This window comes from Pseudomonas sp. CLCA07, assembly GCF_053615335.1.
This window is the reverse complement of the sequence record NZ_CM132131.1, coordinates 3,473,488-3,490,982: the sequence shown is the minus strand read 5'-3', so window position 1 is coordinate 3,490,982 and position 17,495 is coordinate 3,473,488. Positions and strand designations below refer to the sequence as shown.

Below are 17,495 nucleotides of genomic sequence, written 5' to 3'. Positions count from 1 at the left end.
TCGCGCGCCCTGATACACGTGCTGGTAACAACCGATGATGAAGCCCAACCTGATCGCTGCCGCTGAGATCGATCGCCTCGATACCTGGGCCAAGTACTCTGCGCCGATGTGCGGTTCCTGCATATCCAGCTGCTGCACGCTGCCGGTCGAGGTCAAGATCAAGGATCTGATCCGTATCGGCATCGTCGACGAGTTCGAGCGCGGCGAGCCAGCGAAAAACATCGCCAAGCGCCTGCAGAAGGAAGGGATCGTCGAGCGCTATAGCCAGAAGACCGAGATCTTCACCCTTCAGCGCATGAGCAACAACGATTGTCTCTATCTGGATCGTAAGAGCCGTCTGTGCACTATTTATGAAAAGCGCCCGGATACCTGCCGTAATCACCCGAAAATCGGGCCACGGCCGGGGTATTGCGCGTACAAGCCAAAGGAAGTGGCGCGCGAGACCAGCGCCAGCCGCCGGCCGCTCGAGAAGTTCTGACCCCCCATCTATCCTCCGTAGCAGCTGTCGAGCCCCAGCGAGGCTGCGTCCGACTGCGCAGCAGTCGTAAACTCTGTAAATGCGGTGCACATGACTCACCGAGGCGCATGGTTTAACGACTGCTGCGCAGTCGGACGCAGCCTCGCTGGGGCTCGACAGCTGCTACAAAGACGAACGAGTTGCTACAGCCAGACAAACAAAAACGCCCCCGACCTTGCGGTCGGGGGCGTTTTTTTGTCAGCTAACTAAAGAACTTAGTTACCGGACTTCTTCGCAGCGCGGGTACGCTCGCTTTCGCCCAGGATCTTCTTGCGAAGACGGATGGACTTAGGAGTGACTTCGCACAATTCGTCTTCTTGAACGAATTCCAGAGCCTGCTCCAGAGTGAAGCGGATAGGCGGAACCAGAGCGATGGTTTCGTCTTTACCCGAAGCACGCATGTTGTCGAGCTTCTTGCCTTTGGTTGGGTTAACGCCCAGGTCGTTGTCGCGGCTGTTGATGCCGACGATTTGACCTTCGTACACGTCTTCACCGTGACCCAGGAACAGTTTGCCGCGAGCTTGCAGGGTTTCCAGCGAGTAAGTCAGAGCCTTACCGGTAGCAACCGAAACCAGCACGCCGTTCTGACGGCCGGACATGTCGCCGGACTTCATCACGTCGTAACGGTCGAAGATCGAGGTCAGGATGCCTGCACCGGAGGTCAGGGTCAGGAACTCGTTACGGAAACCGATCAGGCCACGAGCCGGGATGTTGTACTCAAGGCGCACACGGCCCTTGCCATCCGGAACCATGTTGGTCAGGTCGCCCTTACGGATACCGATCTGCTCCATGATCGAACCTTGCGATTCTTCTGGCAGGTCGATGGTCACGTTTTCGTACGGTTCGTGCTTCACGCCGTCAACCATGCGGATGATCACTTCCGGACGACCAACACCCATTTCGAAGCCTTCGCGACGCATGGTTTCGATCAGTACCGAGAGGTGCAGCTCACCACGGCCGGAGACTTTGAACTTGTCGGCGCTGTCGCCTTCTTCAACGCGCAGAGCAACGTTGTAGAGCAGTTCTTTGTCCAGACGCTCTTTGATGTTACGGCTGGTGACGAACTTGCCTTCACGACCGCAGAACGGCGAGTCGTTTACCTGGAAGGTCATGGAAACGGTTGGTTCGTCAACGGTCAGCGGCTTCATCGCTTCGACGTTCAGTGGGTCGCACAGAGTGTCGGAGATGAACAGCTGGTCGAAGCCGCTGATGCAGACGATGTCGCCAGCAGCTGCTTCTTCAACGTCGATACGGTGCAGACCGTGGTGACCCATCAGCTTCAGGATACGACCGTTACGGCGCTTGCCGTCAGCGTCGATAGCCACAACTTGAGTGTTCGGCTTGACGCGACCACGGGCGATACGGCCAACGCCGATAACACCCAGGAAGCTGTTGTAGTCCAGTGCCGAGATTTGCATCTGGAACGGACCGTCACGGTCAACTTTTGGAGCCGGTACGTGGTCAATGATCGCCTGGTACAGCGGGGTCATGTCTTCAGCCATGTCGGTGTGTTCCAGACCGGCAATGCCGTTCAGGGCCGAGGCGTAGACGACTTTGAAGTCCAGCTGTTCTTCGGTAGCACCGAGGTTGTCGAACAGGTCGAAGATCTGGTCCAGAACCCAGTCCGGACGCGCGCCTGGACGGTCAACCTTGTTGATGACCACGATTGGACGCAGGCCGGCTTCGAAAGCCTTCTTGGTCACGAAACGGGTTTGCGGCATAGGGCCGTCTTGAGCGTCAACCAGCAGCAGAACGGAGTCAACCATCGACATTACGCGTTCAACTTCGCCGCCGAAGTCGGCGTGGCCCGGGGTGTCCACGATGTTGATGTGGTGGCCGTTCCAGTTGATGGCGGTGTTTTTCGCCAGAATGGTAATACCGCGCTCTTTCTCCTGGTCGTTGGAGTCCATCACGCGCTCGTCGTTGAGCTCGTTGCGCTCCAGGGTGCCGGATTGACGCAAGAGTTTGTCTACCAGGGTGGTTTTACCATGGTCAACGTGAGCAATGATGGCGATGTTGCGTAGATTTTCGATCACTTGTGTATCTCGATCAGAGGATTCGGTGTGCTGACAAGTCTTGGCAGCGATTTACAGTAGAGTCAGGCCTTGCCGTTACAGCTTGACGGCAGAGTCGGGGGGCCGGTGACGCAGGCCACAGGCATACAGCCCCGGGCTCTTAGCTCGGTCGATAAACGCGCACATTGGCATGCCCCTCACTGAGCAAATGGTGGGCATGCAGGCGACTCATCACGCCTTTGTCGCAATACAGCAGGTACTGGCGAGTAGGGTCCAGTTCCTTGAAACGAGCGTTCAATGCATAAAACGGCATCGTTTGTACCTCAATGCCAACGAGGCCCAGCGGGTCATCTTCAGCGGCATCCGGATGACGGATGTCGATGACGATCTGACCAGCCAGCGCCTCGCTGACTTCTTCGATCTGCAAATCCTGGCCCAATTCGTCGATCACGCGATCGATCGGCACCATTTTGGCGTTCTCGAGCGCACGCTCAAGTACTGCCATGTCGAACTGTTGTTCTTCGTACTCCACGCGTGGACGCTTGGCGTGGGTCTTGGGGTTCACCGAGATGACCCCGCAGTATTCCGGCATATGCTTGGCGAAGTCGGCAGTACCGATTTCGTTGGCCAGGTCGATGATGTCCTGCTTGTGACTGGCGATCAGCGGACGCAAGACCAGCTTGTCGGTCACGCAGTCGATCACGGACAGGTTCGGCAACGTCTGGCTCGACACCTGGGAAATCGCTTCACCGGTGACCAGCGCTTCAATGTCCAGCCGATCAGCAATACGGGAAGCAGCGCGCAACATCATACGCTTCAAAACTACGCCCATATGACTGTTATCGACTTTCCCGAGAATTTCTCCCAGTACTTCCTCGAACGGCACACTGACAAATAACACGCGCTGGGAGCTTCCGTACTTCTTCCAGATGAAGTGCGCGACTTCCATGACGCCCAGTTCATGGGCCCTTCCGCCCAAATTGAAGAAGCAGAAATGGCTCATCAGGCCACGGCGCATGATCTGGTACGCCGCCACGGTGGAATCGAAGCCGCCGGACATCAGCACAAGCGTCTGTTCCAGGGCACCCAGCGGATATCCACCGATGCTGTTGTGCTGGCTGTGGATCACGAACAACCGTTTGTCGCGAATTTCGATGCGAACTTCGATTTCCGGCTCTTTGAGCGAGATTCCGGCGGCGCCACATTGACGACGCAGTTGGCTGCCGACGTATTTTTCGACATCCATCGAGCTGAATTCGTGCTTGCCGGCGCGCTTGCAGCGCACCGAGAAGATCTTCCCGGCCAGTGAATCACCGAAGTGCTGCTTGCACTTGGCGACGATGTCGTCGAAATCGCCCAACAGGTACTCATCGACCTGCAGGAAATGCGCAATGCCCGGCATGCAGCTCAGGCGCTCGGTCATCTCCTTCAGGGCTTTCGGCTCGCTGACGCGGGTTTCCAGCTCGAGATTGTCCCACACACCGTTCACCACCACGGCCGGGTCCAGGTCGCGGAGCACGGTGCGGATGTTTTTAGCCAATTGGCGGATGAAACGCATCCGTACCGGGCGGCTCTTGATGGTGATCTCGGGGAAGACTTTTACGATTAGTTTCATGAAAACAGCGCGCGCTGGGCCAGCCGAAAAAGGGGGGCGCGGATTATAGCGGAAATTGCTCAAGGTTTAACCAGTTAATGTGCAGAAGGTTTTTCGCGCACCAAAACAGGTCATTTCCAGATTTTAACGCTACATTGTAGGGCGAGATTTACCACCTAAAGACCCTTTGTTCCTTTATAAGCGTGAAATTGGGGCAAAAAACCCATGGTGGGGCACTGGCATGCAATTTGCTCCCTTGTGAGGCAGGTTGCCTTGGCAGAGTATTCGCGCCGGCATCACCCACATTCTAAGGGCATCCACTACTAAGCCCGAAGCCACCCGGAGGACACTATGTCGAAGTCGGTTCAACTCATCAAAGATCATGACGTCAAATGGATTGATCTGCGCTTCACGGACACCAAAGGCACTCAGCACCACGTGACCATGCCGGCTCGCGACGCGCTGGATGACGCTTTCTTCGAAGAAGGCAAAATGTTCGACGGCTCCTCCATCGCTGGCTGGAAAGGCATCGAAGCCTCCGACATGATCCTGCTGCCGGACGACAGCACTGCCGTTCTCGATCCGTTCACCGAAGACCCAACGCTGATTCTGGTCTGCAACGTGATCGACCCTTCGACCATGCAAGGCTATGACCGTGACCCACGCGCCATCGCCCACCGCGCCGAGGAATACCTGAAGTCGACCGGTATCGGCGACACCGTATTCGTAGGTCCAGAGCCTGAGTTCTTCATCTTCGATCAGGTGAAGTTCAAGTCCGACATCTCCGGCTCGATGTTCAAAATCTTCTCCGAACAAGGTTCCTGGATGTCCGACCAGGACATCGAAGGCGGCAACCATGGCCACCGTCCAGGTATCAAAGGCGGTTACTTCCCGGTTCCACCGTTTGACCACGACCACGAAATCCGTACCTCCATGTGCAACGCCATGGAAGAAATGGGCCTGGTAATCGAAGTTCACCACCACGAAGTGGCGACTGCCGGCCAGAACGAAATCGGTGTGAAGTTCAACACCCTGGTCGCCAAGGCTGACGAAGTTCAGACCCTGAAGTACTGCGTACACAACGTTGCTGTCGCTTACGGCCGCACCGCGACCTTCATGCCTAAGCCTCTGTACGGCGACAACGGTTCGGGTATGCACGTTCACCTGTCCATCGCCAAAGATGGCAAGAACACCTTCGCTGGCGAAGGCTATGCCGGCCTGTCCGACACCGCTCTGTACTTCATCGGCGGCATCATCAAGCACGGTAAGGCCCTGAACGGCTTCACCAACCCGTCGACCAACTCCTACAAGCGTCTGGTCCCAGGTTTCGAAGCTCCAGTAATGCTGGCCTACTCGGCTCGCAACCGTTCCGCTTCGATCCGTATTCCTTACGTGTCCAGCCCTCGCGCTCGCCGTATCGAAGCTCGCTTCCCGGATCCAGCAGCTAACCCGTACCTGGGCTTCGCTGCACTGTTGATGGCTGGCCTGGACGGCATCCAGAACAAGATCCACCCTGGCGACGCAGCTGACAAAAACCTGTACGACCTGCCGCCTGAAGAGGCGAAAGAGATCCCACAAGTTTGCGGCAGCCTGAAAGAAGCCCTGGAAGAGCTGGACAAAGGTCGTGCGTTCCTGACCAAAGGCGGCGTTTTCAGCGACGACTTCATCGACGCTTACATCGCCCTGAAAAGCGAAGAAGAAATCAAGGTACGTACCTTCGTACACCCACTGGAATATGAGCTGTACTACAGCTGCTGATCCGGTAGCGCTGCGGCACGCGGCGTGACAAAAAAGAGGCCTTCTTCGGAAGGCCTTTTTTGTGCCCGCGATGCCACGACCGATGAAAAACCCTGTGGGAGCGAGCCTGCTCGCGAAAGCGTCGTGCCAGTCAGTATCAATGTTGAATGATAAATTGCTTTCGCGAGCAGGCTCGCTCCCACAGGGTTTGTGGTGTCTGAGAGAAATCAGTAAATCATTCACAAATGTTAACGGCTTGGGTCAATCACCGCCCCTGACCTATGCTGCACCCCAACGCTTTCGTTTCCGGTCGATTTTATGGGTCGTGGTTTGCTTTTGATGTTGCTGCTGATCGCCCTGCCCGCCGCAGCGCAGATTTATAAATACACCGACGCCGACGGCAATACCGCCTACAGCAATCAACCACCCGACGGCGTCACGGCCCAGCCGGTTGAATTGCCGCCGCTGAATAGCGTGGCACCCCCAACCCCTCCCGCTCCCTCTTCCGAAAGCACCAGCAATGAGCCGCCGCACAGTGCCTATGAGGCGCTGCAGCTGACCGGCCTGCCCACCGGTGAGGCCCTGCGTGCCAATAACGGCACCTTCACCGTCAGCGTTCTGATCAAGCCGCGCCTGCAAGCGCCGCACCTGTTGCGATTGCTGCTGGATGGCCGACCCTACGGGCAGTCGAGCAATGTGCCGATCCTGCAACTGGTGAACGTCGACCGCGGCGAACATAGCCTGGCGGTGCAGGTGATCAATGGAGAGAACGTCCTTCAGCAAAGTCCCACCGTGACGTTCACCGTGCAAAGGGTGCACAAGCCATGAGGCTGTGGCTGCTGATCGCCTACTTGATCGCCTTCCCTGTGTCGGCCGAGGTATTCACCTATGTCGATGCTCAGGGCAATCGCGCCTTCACCGATCAGCCGCAGCATGGCAACGCCAAACGTGTGCCGCTGGCGACCAGCAATCGCATGACTGCCCAGCCCACCGCTGCGAAGCCATTGATTTCCGCGAACCCGCCCGAAGAACAACCGCTGTTCCACTATGACTTGCTTCGCATACTGGTGCCGGAGCCGGACGCGACGATCCGTAGCAATACCGGCGAAATTATCGTCAGCGTCACCAACGAACCCCGCCTGCAACCGGGGCACCGCTACCGACTGCTGCTCGATGGCCAACCCACCGCCGAGCCCGGCCTCAGTCCGGTGTTCCCGCTGAGCAACATCGACCGTGGCAGTCACAACTTGTCCGTTGAAATCCTCGACGAGCAAGGCCGCACCGTCGAACGCACCGCCAATCAGCCGTTCCACATGCTGCGCACATCCCTCGCGCAAAAACGCCAGGTCAAACCCTGCGCCCTCGTCGACTACGGCAAACGGCCGGAATGCCCGCTCACAGACAAACCGAAAGAAGAAATAAATCCTTTCTTGCGTTTGTTCTAACGCCGTTCAGCTTTACGCACTACATTGGTGCGATAGGTTGCACCGTACCCATATCGCAACCCATTTTGGTTCGAAAGTACCCGTGAAAACTGGCAGAACGCCGCGCTAATGAGCGTCAAACGCCCGTTTCAGGCCTTAAACGCTTCTTTTCGGAGCCTTGGTTTGGTTTTTGCATTTTCCCAGCATCAGCGCTTGGTTCTTGCGCGCGCCCTGCTCCAAAAGAGGTCCTGATGACCATTAGCGACGCACTGCATCGACTACTACTCGACAACCTGACCACTGCCACCATCCTGCTCAACGCCGAATTGCGCCTTGAGTACATGAACCCGGCGGCGGAAATGTTACTGGCCATCAGCGGTCAGCGTAGCCATGGGCAGTTCATCAGCGAGTTGTTCACCGAATCCACCGAAGCACTGAATTCCCTGCGCCAGGCAGTCGAGCAGGCGCACCCGTTCACCAAGCGCGAAGCGATGCTCACCGCTCTCACCGGCCAGACCCTGACTGTCGACTATGCGGTAACGCCGATCCTGGCCAACGGCGGCACGATGCTGTTGCTGGAAGTCCATCCCCGTGACCGCTTGCTGCGGATCACCAAGGAAGAGGCACAGTTGTCGAAGCAGGAAACCAGCAAAATGCTGGTGCGCGGTCTGGCCCACGAAATCAAGAATCCACTGGGCGGGATTCGCGGCGCCGCACAATTGCTCGCCCGCGAACTGCCGGAAGAAAGCCTGCGCGATTACACCAACGTGATCATTGAAGAAGCCGACCGCCTGCGAAACCTCGTCGACCGCATGCTCGGCTCGAACAAGTTGCCGTCGCTGGCCATGTGCAATATCCATGAGGTGCTGGAGCGTGTCTGCCAACTGGTGTCAGCGGAAAGCCAGGGCTGCATCACCTTGGTGCGCGACTACGACCCCAGCATTCCTGACGTGCTGATCGACCGCGAACAAATGATTCAGGCGGTGCTGAACATCGTGCGCAATGCGATGCAGGCCATCAGCAGCCAGAACGAACTGCGCCTGGGTCGCATCAGCCTGCGTACCCGCGCCATGCGCCAATTCACCATCGGCCACGTGCGCCATCGCCTGGTGACCAAGATCGAAATCATCGACAACGGTCCGGGCATTCCCGCAGAACTTCAGGAAACCATTTTCTTTCCCATGGTCAGTGGTCGTCCGGACGGTACCGGGCTGGGCCTGGCCATTACCCAGAACATCATCAGCCAGCACCAGGGCTTGATCGAATGTGACAGCCACCCAGGCCACACCACTTTCTCGATCTTTCTGCCACTGGAACAAGGAGCCACATCGACATGAGCCGTAGTGAAACCGTGTGGATCGTCGATGACGACCGTTCTATCCGTTGGGTCCTGGAAAAAGCCTTGCAGCAGGAAGGCATGACCACGCAAAGCTTCGACAGTGCCGATGGCGTGATGAGCCGCCTGGCGCGCCAGCAGCCAGACGTGATCATCTCTGACATCCGCATGCCCGGCGCCAGCGGCCTGGAACTTCTGGCACGGATTCGCGAACAGCACCCGAGGCTGCCGGTCATCATCATGACGGCTCACTCCGACCTGGACAGCGCTGTCGCGTCCTATCAGGGTGGCGCGTTTGAATACCTGCCCAAGCCGTTCGACGTCGATGAAGCGGTCTCCCTGGTCAAGCGCGCCAACCAGCACGCCCAGGAGCAGCAAGGCCTGGAAGTCCCGGTCGCCCTGACCCGTACGCCAGAAATCATCGGTGAAGCACCGGCGATGCAGGAAGTGTTTCGCGCCATCGGGCGCTTGAGCCACTCCAACATTACCGTGCTGATCAATGGCGAATCCGGGACCGGTAAAGAGCTGGTGGCCCACGCCCTGCACCGTCACAGCCCACGGGCGGCCTCGCCGTTCATCGCACTGAACATGGCGGCGATTCCAAAAGACCTGATGGAATCCGAGCTGTTCGGCCACGAGAAAGGCGCGTTCACCGGCGCGGCCAACCTGCGTCGCGGACGTTTTGAACAGGCGGACGGCGGCACGCTGTTCCTCGATGAAATCGGCGACATGCCGGCCGATACGCAAACCCGCTTGCTGCGAGTACTGGCCGACGGCGAGTTCTATCGCGTTGGCGGTCATGTGCCGGTGAAGGTCGATGTGCGAATCATCGCCGCAACGCACCAGAACCTGGAAACCCTGGTACACGCTGGGAAATTCCGTGAAGACTTGTTCCACCGCCTCAACGTGATCCGCATTCACATCCCGCGCCTGTCGGACCGTCGCGAAGACATCCCGACCCTGGCCAAGCACTTCCTCAGCCGCGCTGCGCAGGAACTGGCGGTCGAGCCGAAGCTGCTGAAAAGCGAAACCGAGGAATACCTGAAGAACCTGCCGTGGGGCGGCAACGTGCGCCAGCTGGAGAACACCTGCCGCTGGATCACGGTGATGGCATCGGGTCGCGAAGTGCACATCAGCGACCTGCCGCCAGAGTTACTGAGCCTGCCGCAGGATTCGGCGCCCGTGACCAACTGGGAGCAAGCGCTGCGCCAGTGGGCCGATCAAGCGTTGGCGCGTGGTCAGTCGAGCCTGCTGGACACCGCTGTGCCGGCCTTCGAGCGGATCATGATCGAGACCGCCCTCAAACACACCGCCGGCCGCCGCCGCGATGCTGCGGTCTTGCTGGGTTGGGGGCGTAACACCCTGACACGCAAGATCAAGGAATTGGGGATGAAAGTGGATGGTGGGGATGATGATGAGGGGGATGAGGGTTAAGCAGCCTGCAGTTCTTCACTGACAGTTACATCCAATCGCGGGCAAGCCTTGCTCCTACAGGTCATATGCCAATTTTGACATTGCGCATGAACTGTAGGAGCAAGGCTTGCCCGCGATGCTTTTAGGGCCAGAGTGCACCGCCGCAATGCACTGTGAACCGCAATCGCGCACAAAAGCACATTCAAAACCCCGCCTGTATTCGCAATCGAACCTCTATCGAAAAAACACGAAAGCCCCGGAATACGGGGCTTTTGGCGTTTTAAAGCGATTTTCTGTACCAATTTGTTAAAACCTGGCACGCCCCCTGCAATAGTCCATTCAGTGATTCAGTTCACTACCCGGTTTCGGGGACCTTGGTACAGGCAGGCCGGGGATTCCCCTCTTTACATCGGGCTCACACCGCTTACGCGACGAGCCCACCCTGTTTTGGGGCCCTTGATACAGGCAGGTCAGGGGTTCCTTCTTTACACCAGGCTCACGACGCAATGCGCGAGCCACGCCGTTTTGGGAGCCTTGGTACAGGCAGGCCGGGGATTCCCTCTTTTATTGCTCCCGGAGATGGATCTCCAGCCGCCAGCGATCATCGACCTCACTACCGGCCCATTCGCCTTGCAGTGGCCGGGCCGCCACTACCGACAGCAACAACCCCCCATCACTCAAACGCACCCGCCAGTTGACGCTCTTGTCGTTGAGCTTGAGCTGACCTTTCTGCGCCTGGCCTTCGGCCTCGAACAGCAATGCGAGGCTACCGTCCACAAACTCGCCGTGGCTCTTGGGTTCGTTGTTGAACCACACCACCAGCCCGTCGCTTGTAACCTCGACCTGCTGCAAAACTGTCGGGTCGGGCGCGGTCAGGCGACCGATCATCAGCCCCACCATCATCCCGACAATTGCCAACGAACCGAGCACTCGCGGGAATAGTTTCGAACGGGGATCCTTTGGCGGCGTAGAATGCCCGTCATCTTTACCTTCGGAGCCGTGCATGTTTCACGTCATCCTTTTTCAACCAGAAATTCCGCCGAATACCGGCAACGTTATCAGGCTGTGCGCCAACAGTGGCTGCCACCTGCATTTGATCGAGCCGCTGGGCTTCGAGATGGACGACAAACGTCTGCGCCGGGCCGGCCTCGACTACCACGAGTATGCCACCCTGCAACGCCACGCCGATCTCGCCAGTTGTCTGGAGAGTCTTGGCCATCCCCGGTTATTCGCCTTCACCACCAAGGGCTCGCGACCGTTCCACGATGCCAGTTTCGCCGAGGGCGACGCCTTCCTGTTCGGCCCGGAAAGCCGAGGCCTGCCGGCTGAAGTGCTCGACGCCCTGCCCGGCGAACAACGCCTGCGCTTACCGATGCGTGAAGGCTGCCGCAGCCTGAACCTGTCGAACACCGTGGCCGTCGCCGTGTACGAGGCCTGGCGCCAAAACGACTTCAAATAACACCGCCGTCCTTGTAGGAGCTGGCTTGCCAGCGAAAGCGGTGTAACAGCCAGCACAGAGGTTGAGTGTGATGGCCCCTTCGCTGGCAAGCCAGCTCCTACAGGTTTCGTTTGCTCCATGAAAAAAGCGCCTTCAGAGGCGCTTTTTTCATGGAGCAAACGAAGCTTTTATTGAACGGTCGGAGTCTCGCCAGCCGCCTGCATGCGTTGCAGTTCTTGTGCGTACAGCGCGTCGAAGTTCACCGGTGCCAGCATCAGGGCCGGGAACGAGCCGCGGGTGACCAGGCTGTCCAGGGTTTCGCGAGCGTACGGGAACAGGATGTTCGGGCAGAACGCGCCGAGGGTGTGGCTCATCGAAGCGTCGTCCAGGTTCTTGATCAGGAAGATCCCGGCCTGTTGCACTTCAGCGATGAATGCCACTTCGTCACCGTTCTTCACGGTCACGGACAAGGTCAGCACGACTTCGTGGAAGTCGCCTTCCAGGGTCTTTTGACGGGTGTTCAGATCCAGACCGACGCTCGGCTCCCACTGCTGGCGGAAAATCGCCGGGCTTTTCGGGGCTTCGAAGGACAAGTCACGTACGTAGATGCGCTGCAAGGAGAATTGCGGTGCGGTTTCTTCTTCGCTAGCTGCAGTGTTCTGTTGGTCAGTCATCTCAGATCCTTTCTGATCTTGGGGTCTTATAGGGAAGGCATACAGGCCTTGAGCATTGCGTCGAGCTTACCGGCGCGCTCAAGGGCAAACAAATCATCACAACCACCAACGTGGGTGCTGCCGATCCAGATCTGCGGCACGGACGTACGTCCGGCTTTCTGAGCCATGGCGGCGCGCACCTGCGGCTTGCCATCGACCTTGATCTCTTCGAAGGCCACGCCTTTGTTCTCGAGCAGGTACTTGGCTCGCGAACAGTAAGGGCAGTAATCGCTGGAATAGACGACGACGTTGCTCATATCACTTCACCAGCGGCAGGTTGTCGCCCTTCCAGCTGGAAATACCACCGGAGAGCTTGGCGGCGGTGAAGCCGGATTTCATCAGTTCACGCGCATGCGTACCGGCGGTCTGGCCCAGGGCGTCGACCAGGATGATGGTCTTGGCCTTGTGCTTTTCCAGTTCGCCGATGCGAGCGGTCAGCTTGTCGTGAGGAATGTTCAACGCACCAACGATGTGACCAGCGGCGAAGTCCTTGTTCGAACGGATGTCGATCACTACGCCGGCGTCTTTGTTGACCAGGCCAGTCAGTTCGCCGGTGCTCAGGCTACGGCCGCCGCCCTGCATCTGATAGGCAATCAGCAACGCCAGCAGTACGACGAAGATACCGACGAGGATGTAGTGGTTAGTGGCAAATTGAATCAGGTTAGCAACCATCGAAGGAGGTTCCAGGGCGTTAAAATGTCGGCCAGTATACACAGCCACTATGGTGGGCCAAACCCCGTCCGGCGGTGACGTGGCCGGAACTTCGCTTTAAACTGCCACTCCCTTTTTAATCGCCCTCTTTTAACTCAGCCACGAGTGGAATCCATGACTACCACGCCTAAACCTTTGGTCCTGATTATTCTCGATGGCTTCGGTCACAGTGAGAGCCCTGAGTCCAACGCTATCTATGCGGCGAAGAAGCCCGTGCTGGACCGTCTGTGGGCCACCGTGCCGAACGGCCTGATCTCCGGCAGCGGCATGGACGTCGGCCTGCCGGATGGCCAGATGGGCAACTCTGAAGTCGGCCACATGAACCTCGGCGCCGGCCGCGTGGTGTATCAGGACTTCACTCGCGTGACCAAGTCGATCCGCGACGGCGAGTTCTTCGAGAACCCGACCATCTGCGCCGCTGTAGACAAAGCCGTTGCAGCCGGCAAGGCCGTGCATTTCATGGGCCTGCTGTCCGACGGCGGCGTTCACAGCCACCAGGACCACCTGATCGCCATGGCTGAACTGGCGTTCAAACGCGGCGCTGAAAAAATCTACCTGCACGCCTTCCTCGACGGCCGCGACACGCCACCGAAAAGCGCACAGTCGTCCATCGAATTGCTCGACGCCAGCTTCCAGGCGCTGGGCAAAGGTCGTATCGCCAGCATCATCGGCCGTTACTTCGCCATGGACCGCGACAACCGCTGGGACCGTGTGTCCCAGGCCTACAACCTGATTGTCGATGGCCAAGGCGAATTCAATGCCGCCACCGCCCAGGAAGGCCTGCAAGCCGCTTACGAACGGGGCGAGAGCGACGAATTCGTCAAAGCCACCTCCATCGGCGAGCCGGTCAAGGTCGAAGACGGCGACGCTGTGGTGTTCATGAACTTCCGCGCCGACCGCGCCCGTGAACTGACTCGCGTGTTCGTCGAAGACGATTTCAATGAATTCGAACGCGCGCGCCAACCGAAACTGGCCGGTTTCGTCATGCTGACCCAATACGCCGCGAGCATTCCTGCACCGTCGGCGTTCGCCGCCGGTAGCCTGGAAAACGTGCTGGGCGATTACCTGGCGAAAAACGGCAAGACCCAACTGCGCATCGCCGAAACCGAAAAATACGCCCACGTGACCTTCTTCTTCTCCGGCGGTCGTGAAGAACCGTTCCCGGGCGAAGAACGCATCCTGATCCCGTCGCCAAAAGTCGCTACCTATGACTTGCAGCCGGAAATGAGCGCACCGGAAGTCACCGACCGCATCGTCGATGCCATTGATAACCAGCGTTACGACGTGATCGTGGTCAACTACGCCAACGGCGACATGGTCGGCCACAGCGGCGTGTTCGAAGCAGCGGTGAAAGCCGTTGAATGCCTGGACCAGTGCGTCGGCCGCATCGTCGAAGCCTTGGAAAAAGTCGGCGGCGAAGCGCTGATCACTGCCGACCACGGCAACGTCGAGCAAATGTCCGATGAAGCCACCGGTCAGGCGCACACCGCTCACACTACGGAGCCTGTGCCGTTCATCTATGTCGGCAAGCGTGACCTCAAGGTCCGTGAAGGCGGCGTACTGGCGGATGTGGCGCCGACCATGCTGATGTTGATGGGCCTGGAAAAACCGGCGGAAATGACCGGGACATCGATTCTGGTGTAATCCGCGTCATCAAACACCACTGAAACCCTGTGGGAGCTGTTGTGGCGAGGGGGCTTGCCCCCGTTTCGGCTGCGTAGCAGTCGTAAAACCATTGCATGCGGTGTACCTGATATACCGCGATTGCAGATTTTGGGGCCGCTTCGCGGCCCAACGGGGGCAAGCCCCCTCGCCACACAAGCCCGCTCCCACATTGGTTTGTGGTGTTTTTTTGTCCAGTTATCACACAGCTCCAATTGGGCATTTTTTTTGCCACGCATGGCGGGCATACTAGGCCGTCCCTTTCCCTGGTGCCGCCCGCCTCTATGCTCCGCGTCCTGATAGCCCTAGCACTGACTTGCCTGCTCCAACCGGCCTTCGCTGACGAGCGCGAGCAAACCCAACAACAGTTGGACGCCACGCGTCAGGACATTGCCGAGCTGAAAAAACTGCTGGGCAAGTTGCAGGAAGAAAAATCCGGTGTGCAAAAAGAGCTCAAAGGCACCGAGACCGAGATGGGCAAGCTCGAGAAACAGGTCGACGCCCTGCAAAAAGAGTTGAAGAAAAGCGAAACCGAGCTACAGCGACTCGATGCCGAGAAAAAAAAACTCCAGAGCGCGCGCATTGAACAGCAACGACTGATCGCCATTCAGGCCCGCGCGGCCTATCAAAACGGCCGTCAGGAGTACTTGAAGCTGCTGCTGAACCAGCAGAACCCGGAGCAGTTCGCCCGCACCCTCACCTACTACGACTACCTGAGCCAGGCCCGCCTGGAGCAGCTGAAGAATTTCAATGAAACCCTGCGCCAACTGGCCAATGTCGAAAAAGACATAGACGCACAGCAGGCGCAGTTGCTGGTGCAGAAGAGCAGCCTCGACAGCCAGCGCGATGAACTCGACAAAGTCCGCAAGGAGCGCCAGCAAGTCCTGGCCAAGCTCAACGAAGACGTAAAGGCTCGCGACCAGAAACTGGCCTCCCGCGAGCAGGATCAGGCAGACCTGTCTAAAGTCCTTAAAACCATTGAAGAAACCTTGGCTCGCCAGGCCCGTGAGGCAGAAGAAGCGCGGCAAAAAGCACTGATCGCCCAGCAGGAAGCCGAAAAAAAGCGTTTACGTGAGGCTCAGGCTGCAGCAGATGCAGAAACCACCGATGCCCCACGCAAACCCGTGAGATCGACACCTGGCGCGCTGGTTTCAAGTTCAGGCGAAACCTTTGGCGGCCCCTTTGTGTCAACTCGGGGAAAACTTCCCTGGCCGGTTGATGGTCGACTGTTGGCACGCTTTGGCGAGTCTCGTGGCGACGATGCACGAACCAAGTGGGACGGCGTGATGATCAGCGCCTCCGCCGGCAGTCAGGTGCATGCCGTGCATGGCGGGCGCGTGGTGTTTGCCGACTGGTTGCGTGGTGCGGGGCTGCTGGTGATTCTCGACCACGGCAACGGTTTTCTGAGTCTTTATGGTCACAACCAGACGTTGCTCAAGTCTGCGGGTGACGTAGTAAAAGCCGGTGAGTCCATCTCCACTGTCGGCAACAGTGGCGGACAGGACACACCAGCACTGTATTTCGCTATTCGTCAGCAGGGTCACCCGAGTGATCCGGCGCAATGGTGTCGTGTGCAAGGATAAGCACGCTACCTAATTCAGGAGTTCGTTTGACATGCTGCATTTGTCCCGCCTTACCTCGCTGGCCCTGACGATCGCCCTGGTGATCGGCGCGCCTCTGGCGTTCGCCGCTCAACCAGCGCCGGCTGTCGCGCCTGCGGGCACTGCCGCGACGACCAAGGCCCCGTTGCCTCTGGAAGAGTTGCGCACCTTTGCCGAGGTCATGGACCGGATCAAGGCCGCCTATGTCGAACCCGTAGATGACAAGACCCTGCTGGAAAACGCCATCAAAGGGATGCTCAGCAACCTCGATCCACACTCTGCCTACCTGGGCCCGGAAGACTTTGCCGAGTTGCAGGAAAGCACCAGCGGTGAATTCGGCGGCCTGGGCATCGAAGTTGGCGCCGAAGACGGTTTCATCAAGGTCGTTTCGCCGATCGATGACACTCCGGCGTCCAAGGCGGGCATTCAGGCCGGTGACTTCATCGTCAAGATCAATGGCCAGCCGACTCGCGGCCAGACCATGACTGAAGCCGTGGACAAGATGCGCGGCAAGATCGGCCAGAAAATCACCCTGACCCTGGTGCGCGATGGCGGTACACCCTTCGACGTAACCCTGTCCCGCGCCATCATCCAGGTGAAGAGCGTAAAGGCGCAGCTGCTGGAAAACGGCTACGGCTATATCCGCATCACTCAGTTCCAGGTCAAGACCGGCGAAGAGGTCTCCCAGGCCCTGGCCAAGCTGCGCAAGGAAAACGGCAAGAAGCTCAAAGGCATCATCCTCGACCTGCGTAACAACCCGGGTGGCGTGCTGCAGGCTGCGGTGGAAGTGGTCGATCATTTCATCAAAAAGGGCCTGATCGTCTACACCAAGGGCCGTATCGCCAACTCCGAGCTGCGCTTCTCCGCGACCGGCAAGGATGAAAGTGAAGCCGTGCCAATGGTCGTGCTGATCAACGGCGGCAGCGCCTCGGCTTCGGAAATTGTCGCCGGTGCCTTGCAGGATCAAAAACGCGCCGTGGTGATGGGCACCACCAGTTTCGGCAAAGGCTCGGTACAAACCGTGCTGCCACTGAACAACGACCGCGCCCTGAAGATCACTACCGCGTTGTACTTCACCCCGAACGGTCGCTCGATTCAGGCCCAGGGCATCGTCCCGGACATCGAAGTGCGCAAGGCCAAGATCACCAACGAGCAGGACAGCGAGTACTTCAAGGAAGCCGATTTGCAGGGTCACCTGGGCAATGGCAACGGCGGCGCCGACAAGCCGACCAGCTCCAGCGGCAAAGCTAAGGCCATGCCGCAGGATGATGATTACCAGTTGGCCCAGGCCTTGAGCCTGCTCAAAGGGTTGAGCATCACGTCCGGCCGCTGAG

The 17,495-nt window shown here is 58.4% G+C and carries 16 protein-coding genes; 10 read left to right on the top strand and 6 right to left on the bottom strand.

Features of this window, described 5'->3' with window-relative positions:
- Nucleotides 1–37 precede the first annotated feature (37 nt).
- Nucleotides 38–478 (top strand): YkgJ family cysteine cluster protein, encoded by a 441-nt coding sequence (locus ACWGZX_RS16180; RefSeq protein ID WP_452624584.1) that lies wholly within the window; start codon nucleotides 38–40, stop codon nucleotides 476–478.
- Nucleotides 479–732: 254 nt separating this feature from the next.
- Here the strand turns inward: ACWGZX_RS16180 and typA are convergent, their stop codons facing one another.
- Nucleotides 733–2,553 carry a translational GTPase TypA gene (gene typA / locus ACWGZX_RS16175; protein ID WP_452624583.1) on the bottom strand — a complete coding sequence of 607 codons (1,821 nt, stop codon included), beginning with the start codon at nucleotides 2,551–2,553 and terminating at the stop codon, nucleotides 733–735.
- Nucleotides 2,554–2,692: 139 nt separating this feature from the next.
- Nucleotides 2,693–4,147, bottom strand: a complete 1,455-nt coding sequence (thiI, locus tag ACWGZX_RS16170; RefSeq protein WP_452624582.1) for a tRNA uracil 4-sulfurtransferase ThiI — start codon at nucleotides 4,145–4,147, stop codon at nucleotides 2,693–2,695.
- Nucleotides 4,148–4,477: 330 nt separating this feature from the next.
- On the opposite strand from thiI, the gene glnA reads away from it, so the two are divergent.
- The 5 genes from glnA to ntrC all read left to right on the top strand — a co-directional run bounded on the left by glnA (nucleotide 4,478) and on the right by ntrC (nucleotide 10,057).
- On the top strand, nucleotides 4,478–5,884 hold the full coding sequence (gene glnA, locus ACWGZX_RS16165) for a type I glutamate--ammonia ligase (protein ID WP_223519857.1): 1,407 nt from the start codon (nucleotides 4,478–4,480) through the stop codon (nucleotides 5,882–5,884).
- A gap of 297 nt (nucleotides 5,885–6,181) precedes the next feature.
- Nucleotides 6,182–6,691: a DUF4124 domain-containing protein gene (locus tag ACWGZX_RS16160; protein WP_452624581.1), complete on the top strand. Its 510-nt coding sequence runs from the start codon at nucleotides 6,182–6,184 to the stop codon at nucleotides 6,689–6,691.
- Nucleotides 6,688–7,308 (top strand): DUF4124 domain-containing protein, encoded by a 621-nt coding sequence (locus tag ACWGZX_RS16155; RefSeq protein ID WP_452624580.1) that lies wholly within the window; start codon nucleotides 6,688–6,690, stop codon nucleotides 7,306–7,308. Before ACWGZX_RS16160 ends, ACWGZX_RS16155 begins: the two co-directional genes overlap by 4 nt.
- Before the next feature lie 230 nt (nucleotides 7,309–7,538).
- Nucleotides 7,539–8,624, top strand: coding sequence for a nitrogen regulation protein NR(II) (gene glnL / locus ACWGZX_RS16150; RefSeq protein WP_452624579.1), 1,086 nt, complete (start codon nucleotides 7,539–7,541; stop codon nucleotides 8,622–8,624).
- Entirely contained in the window at nucleotides 8,621–10,057 is a 1,437-nt protein-coding gene (ntrC, locus tag ACWGZX_RS16145; RefSeq protein WP_223518847.1) for a nitrogen regulation protein NR(I), read from the top strand. Before glnL ends, ntrC begins: the two co-directional genes overlap by 4 nt.
- A 543-nt stretch (nucleotides 10,058–10,600) precedes the next feature.
- Here ntrC and ACWGZX_RS16140 read toward each other — a convergent pair.
- On the bottom strand, nucleotides 10,601–11,041 hold the full coding sequence (locus ACWGZX_RS16140) for a hypothetical protein (RefSeq protein ID WP_452624578.1): 441 nt from the start codon (nucleotides 11,039–11,041) through the stop codon (nucleotides 10,601–10,603).
- Between ACWGZX_RS16140 and trmL the strand changes: the two genes are divergently transcribed.
- Complete coding sequence (trmL, locus tag ACWGZX_RS16135) at nucleotides 11,040–11,495, top strand: tRNA (uridine(34)/cytosine(34)/5-carboxymethylaminomethyluridine(34)-2'-O)-methyltransferase TrmL (protein ID WP_223518844.1); 456 nt, start codon at nucleotides 11,040–11,042, stop codon at nucleotides 11,493–11,495. The genes ACWGZX_RS16140 and trmL overlap by 2 nt on opposite strands.
- A gap of 167 nt (nucleotides 11,496–11,662) precedes the next feature.
- Here trmL and secB read toward each other — a convergent pair whose 3' ends face one another.
- From secB to ACWGZX_RS16120, 3 genes are read right to left on the bottom strand one after another with little or no spacing between them, the layout of a single operon-like run.
- Nucleotides 11,663–12,148 (bottom strand): protein-export chaperone SecB, encoded by a 486-nt coding sequence (secB, locus tag ACWGZX_RS16130; RefSeq protein WP_223518842.1) that lies wholly within the window; start codon nucleotides 12,146–12,148, stop codon nucleotides 11,663–11,665.
- Between the two features lie 26 nt (nucleotides 12,149–12,174).
- Nucleotides 12,175–12,444: a glutaredoxin 3 gene (gene grxC / locus ACWGZX_RS16125; RefSeq protein ID WP_223518840.1), complete on the bottom strand. Its 270-nt coding sequence runs from the start codon at nucleotides 12,442–12,444 to the stop codon at nucleotides 12,175–12,177.
- 1 nt (nucleotide 12,445) lies between these two features.
- The gene (locus ACWGZX_RS16120) at nucleotides 12,446–12,859 is read right to left on the bottom strand and encodes a rhodanese-like domain-containing protein (protein WP_452624577.1); all 414 of its coding nucleotides are present in this window, start codon (nucleotides 12,857–12,859) and stop codon (nucleotides 12,446–12,448) included.
- 153 nt (nucleotides 12,860–13,012) lie between these two features.
- Here ACWGZX_RS16120 and gpmI point away from each other — a divergent pair, with 153 nt between their 5' ends.
- The 3 genes from gpmI to ACWGZX_RS16105 all read left to right on the top strand — a co-directional run bounded on the left by gpmI (nucleotide 13,013) and on the right by ACWGZX_RS16105 (nucleotide 17,494).
- Complete coding sequence (gene gpmI, locus ACWGZX_RS16115) at nucleotides 13,013–14,542, top strand: 2,3-bisphosphoglycerate-independent phosphoglycerate mutase (RefSeq protein ID WP_452624576.1); 1,530 nt, start codon at nucleotides 13,013–13,015, stop codon at nucleotides 14,540–14,542.
- A gap of 302 nt (nucleotides 14,543–14,844) precedes the next feature.
- The gene (locus ACWGZX_RS16110) at nucleotides 14,845–16,143 is read left to right on the top strand and encodes a murein hydrolase activator EnvC family protein (RefSeq protein ID WP_452624575.1); all 1,299 of its coding nucleotides are present in this window, start codon (nucleotides 14,845–14,847) and stop codon (nucleotides 16,141–16,143) included.
- Nucleotides 16,144–16,174: 31 nt separating this feature from the next.
- A complete protein-coding gene (locus ACWGZX_RS16105; RefSeq protein WP_452624574.1) occupies nucleotides 16,175–17,494 on the top strand; it encodes a S41 family peptidase in 1,320 nt (439 codons plus the stop codon).
- The last annotated feature ends 1 nt before the right edge of the window (nucleotide 17,495 follow it).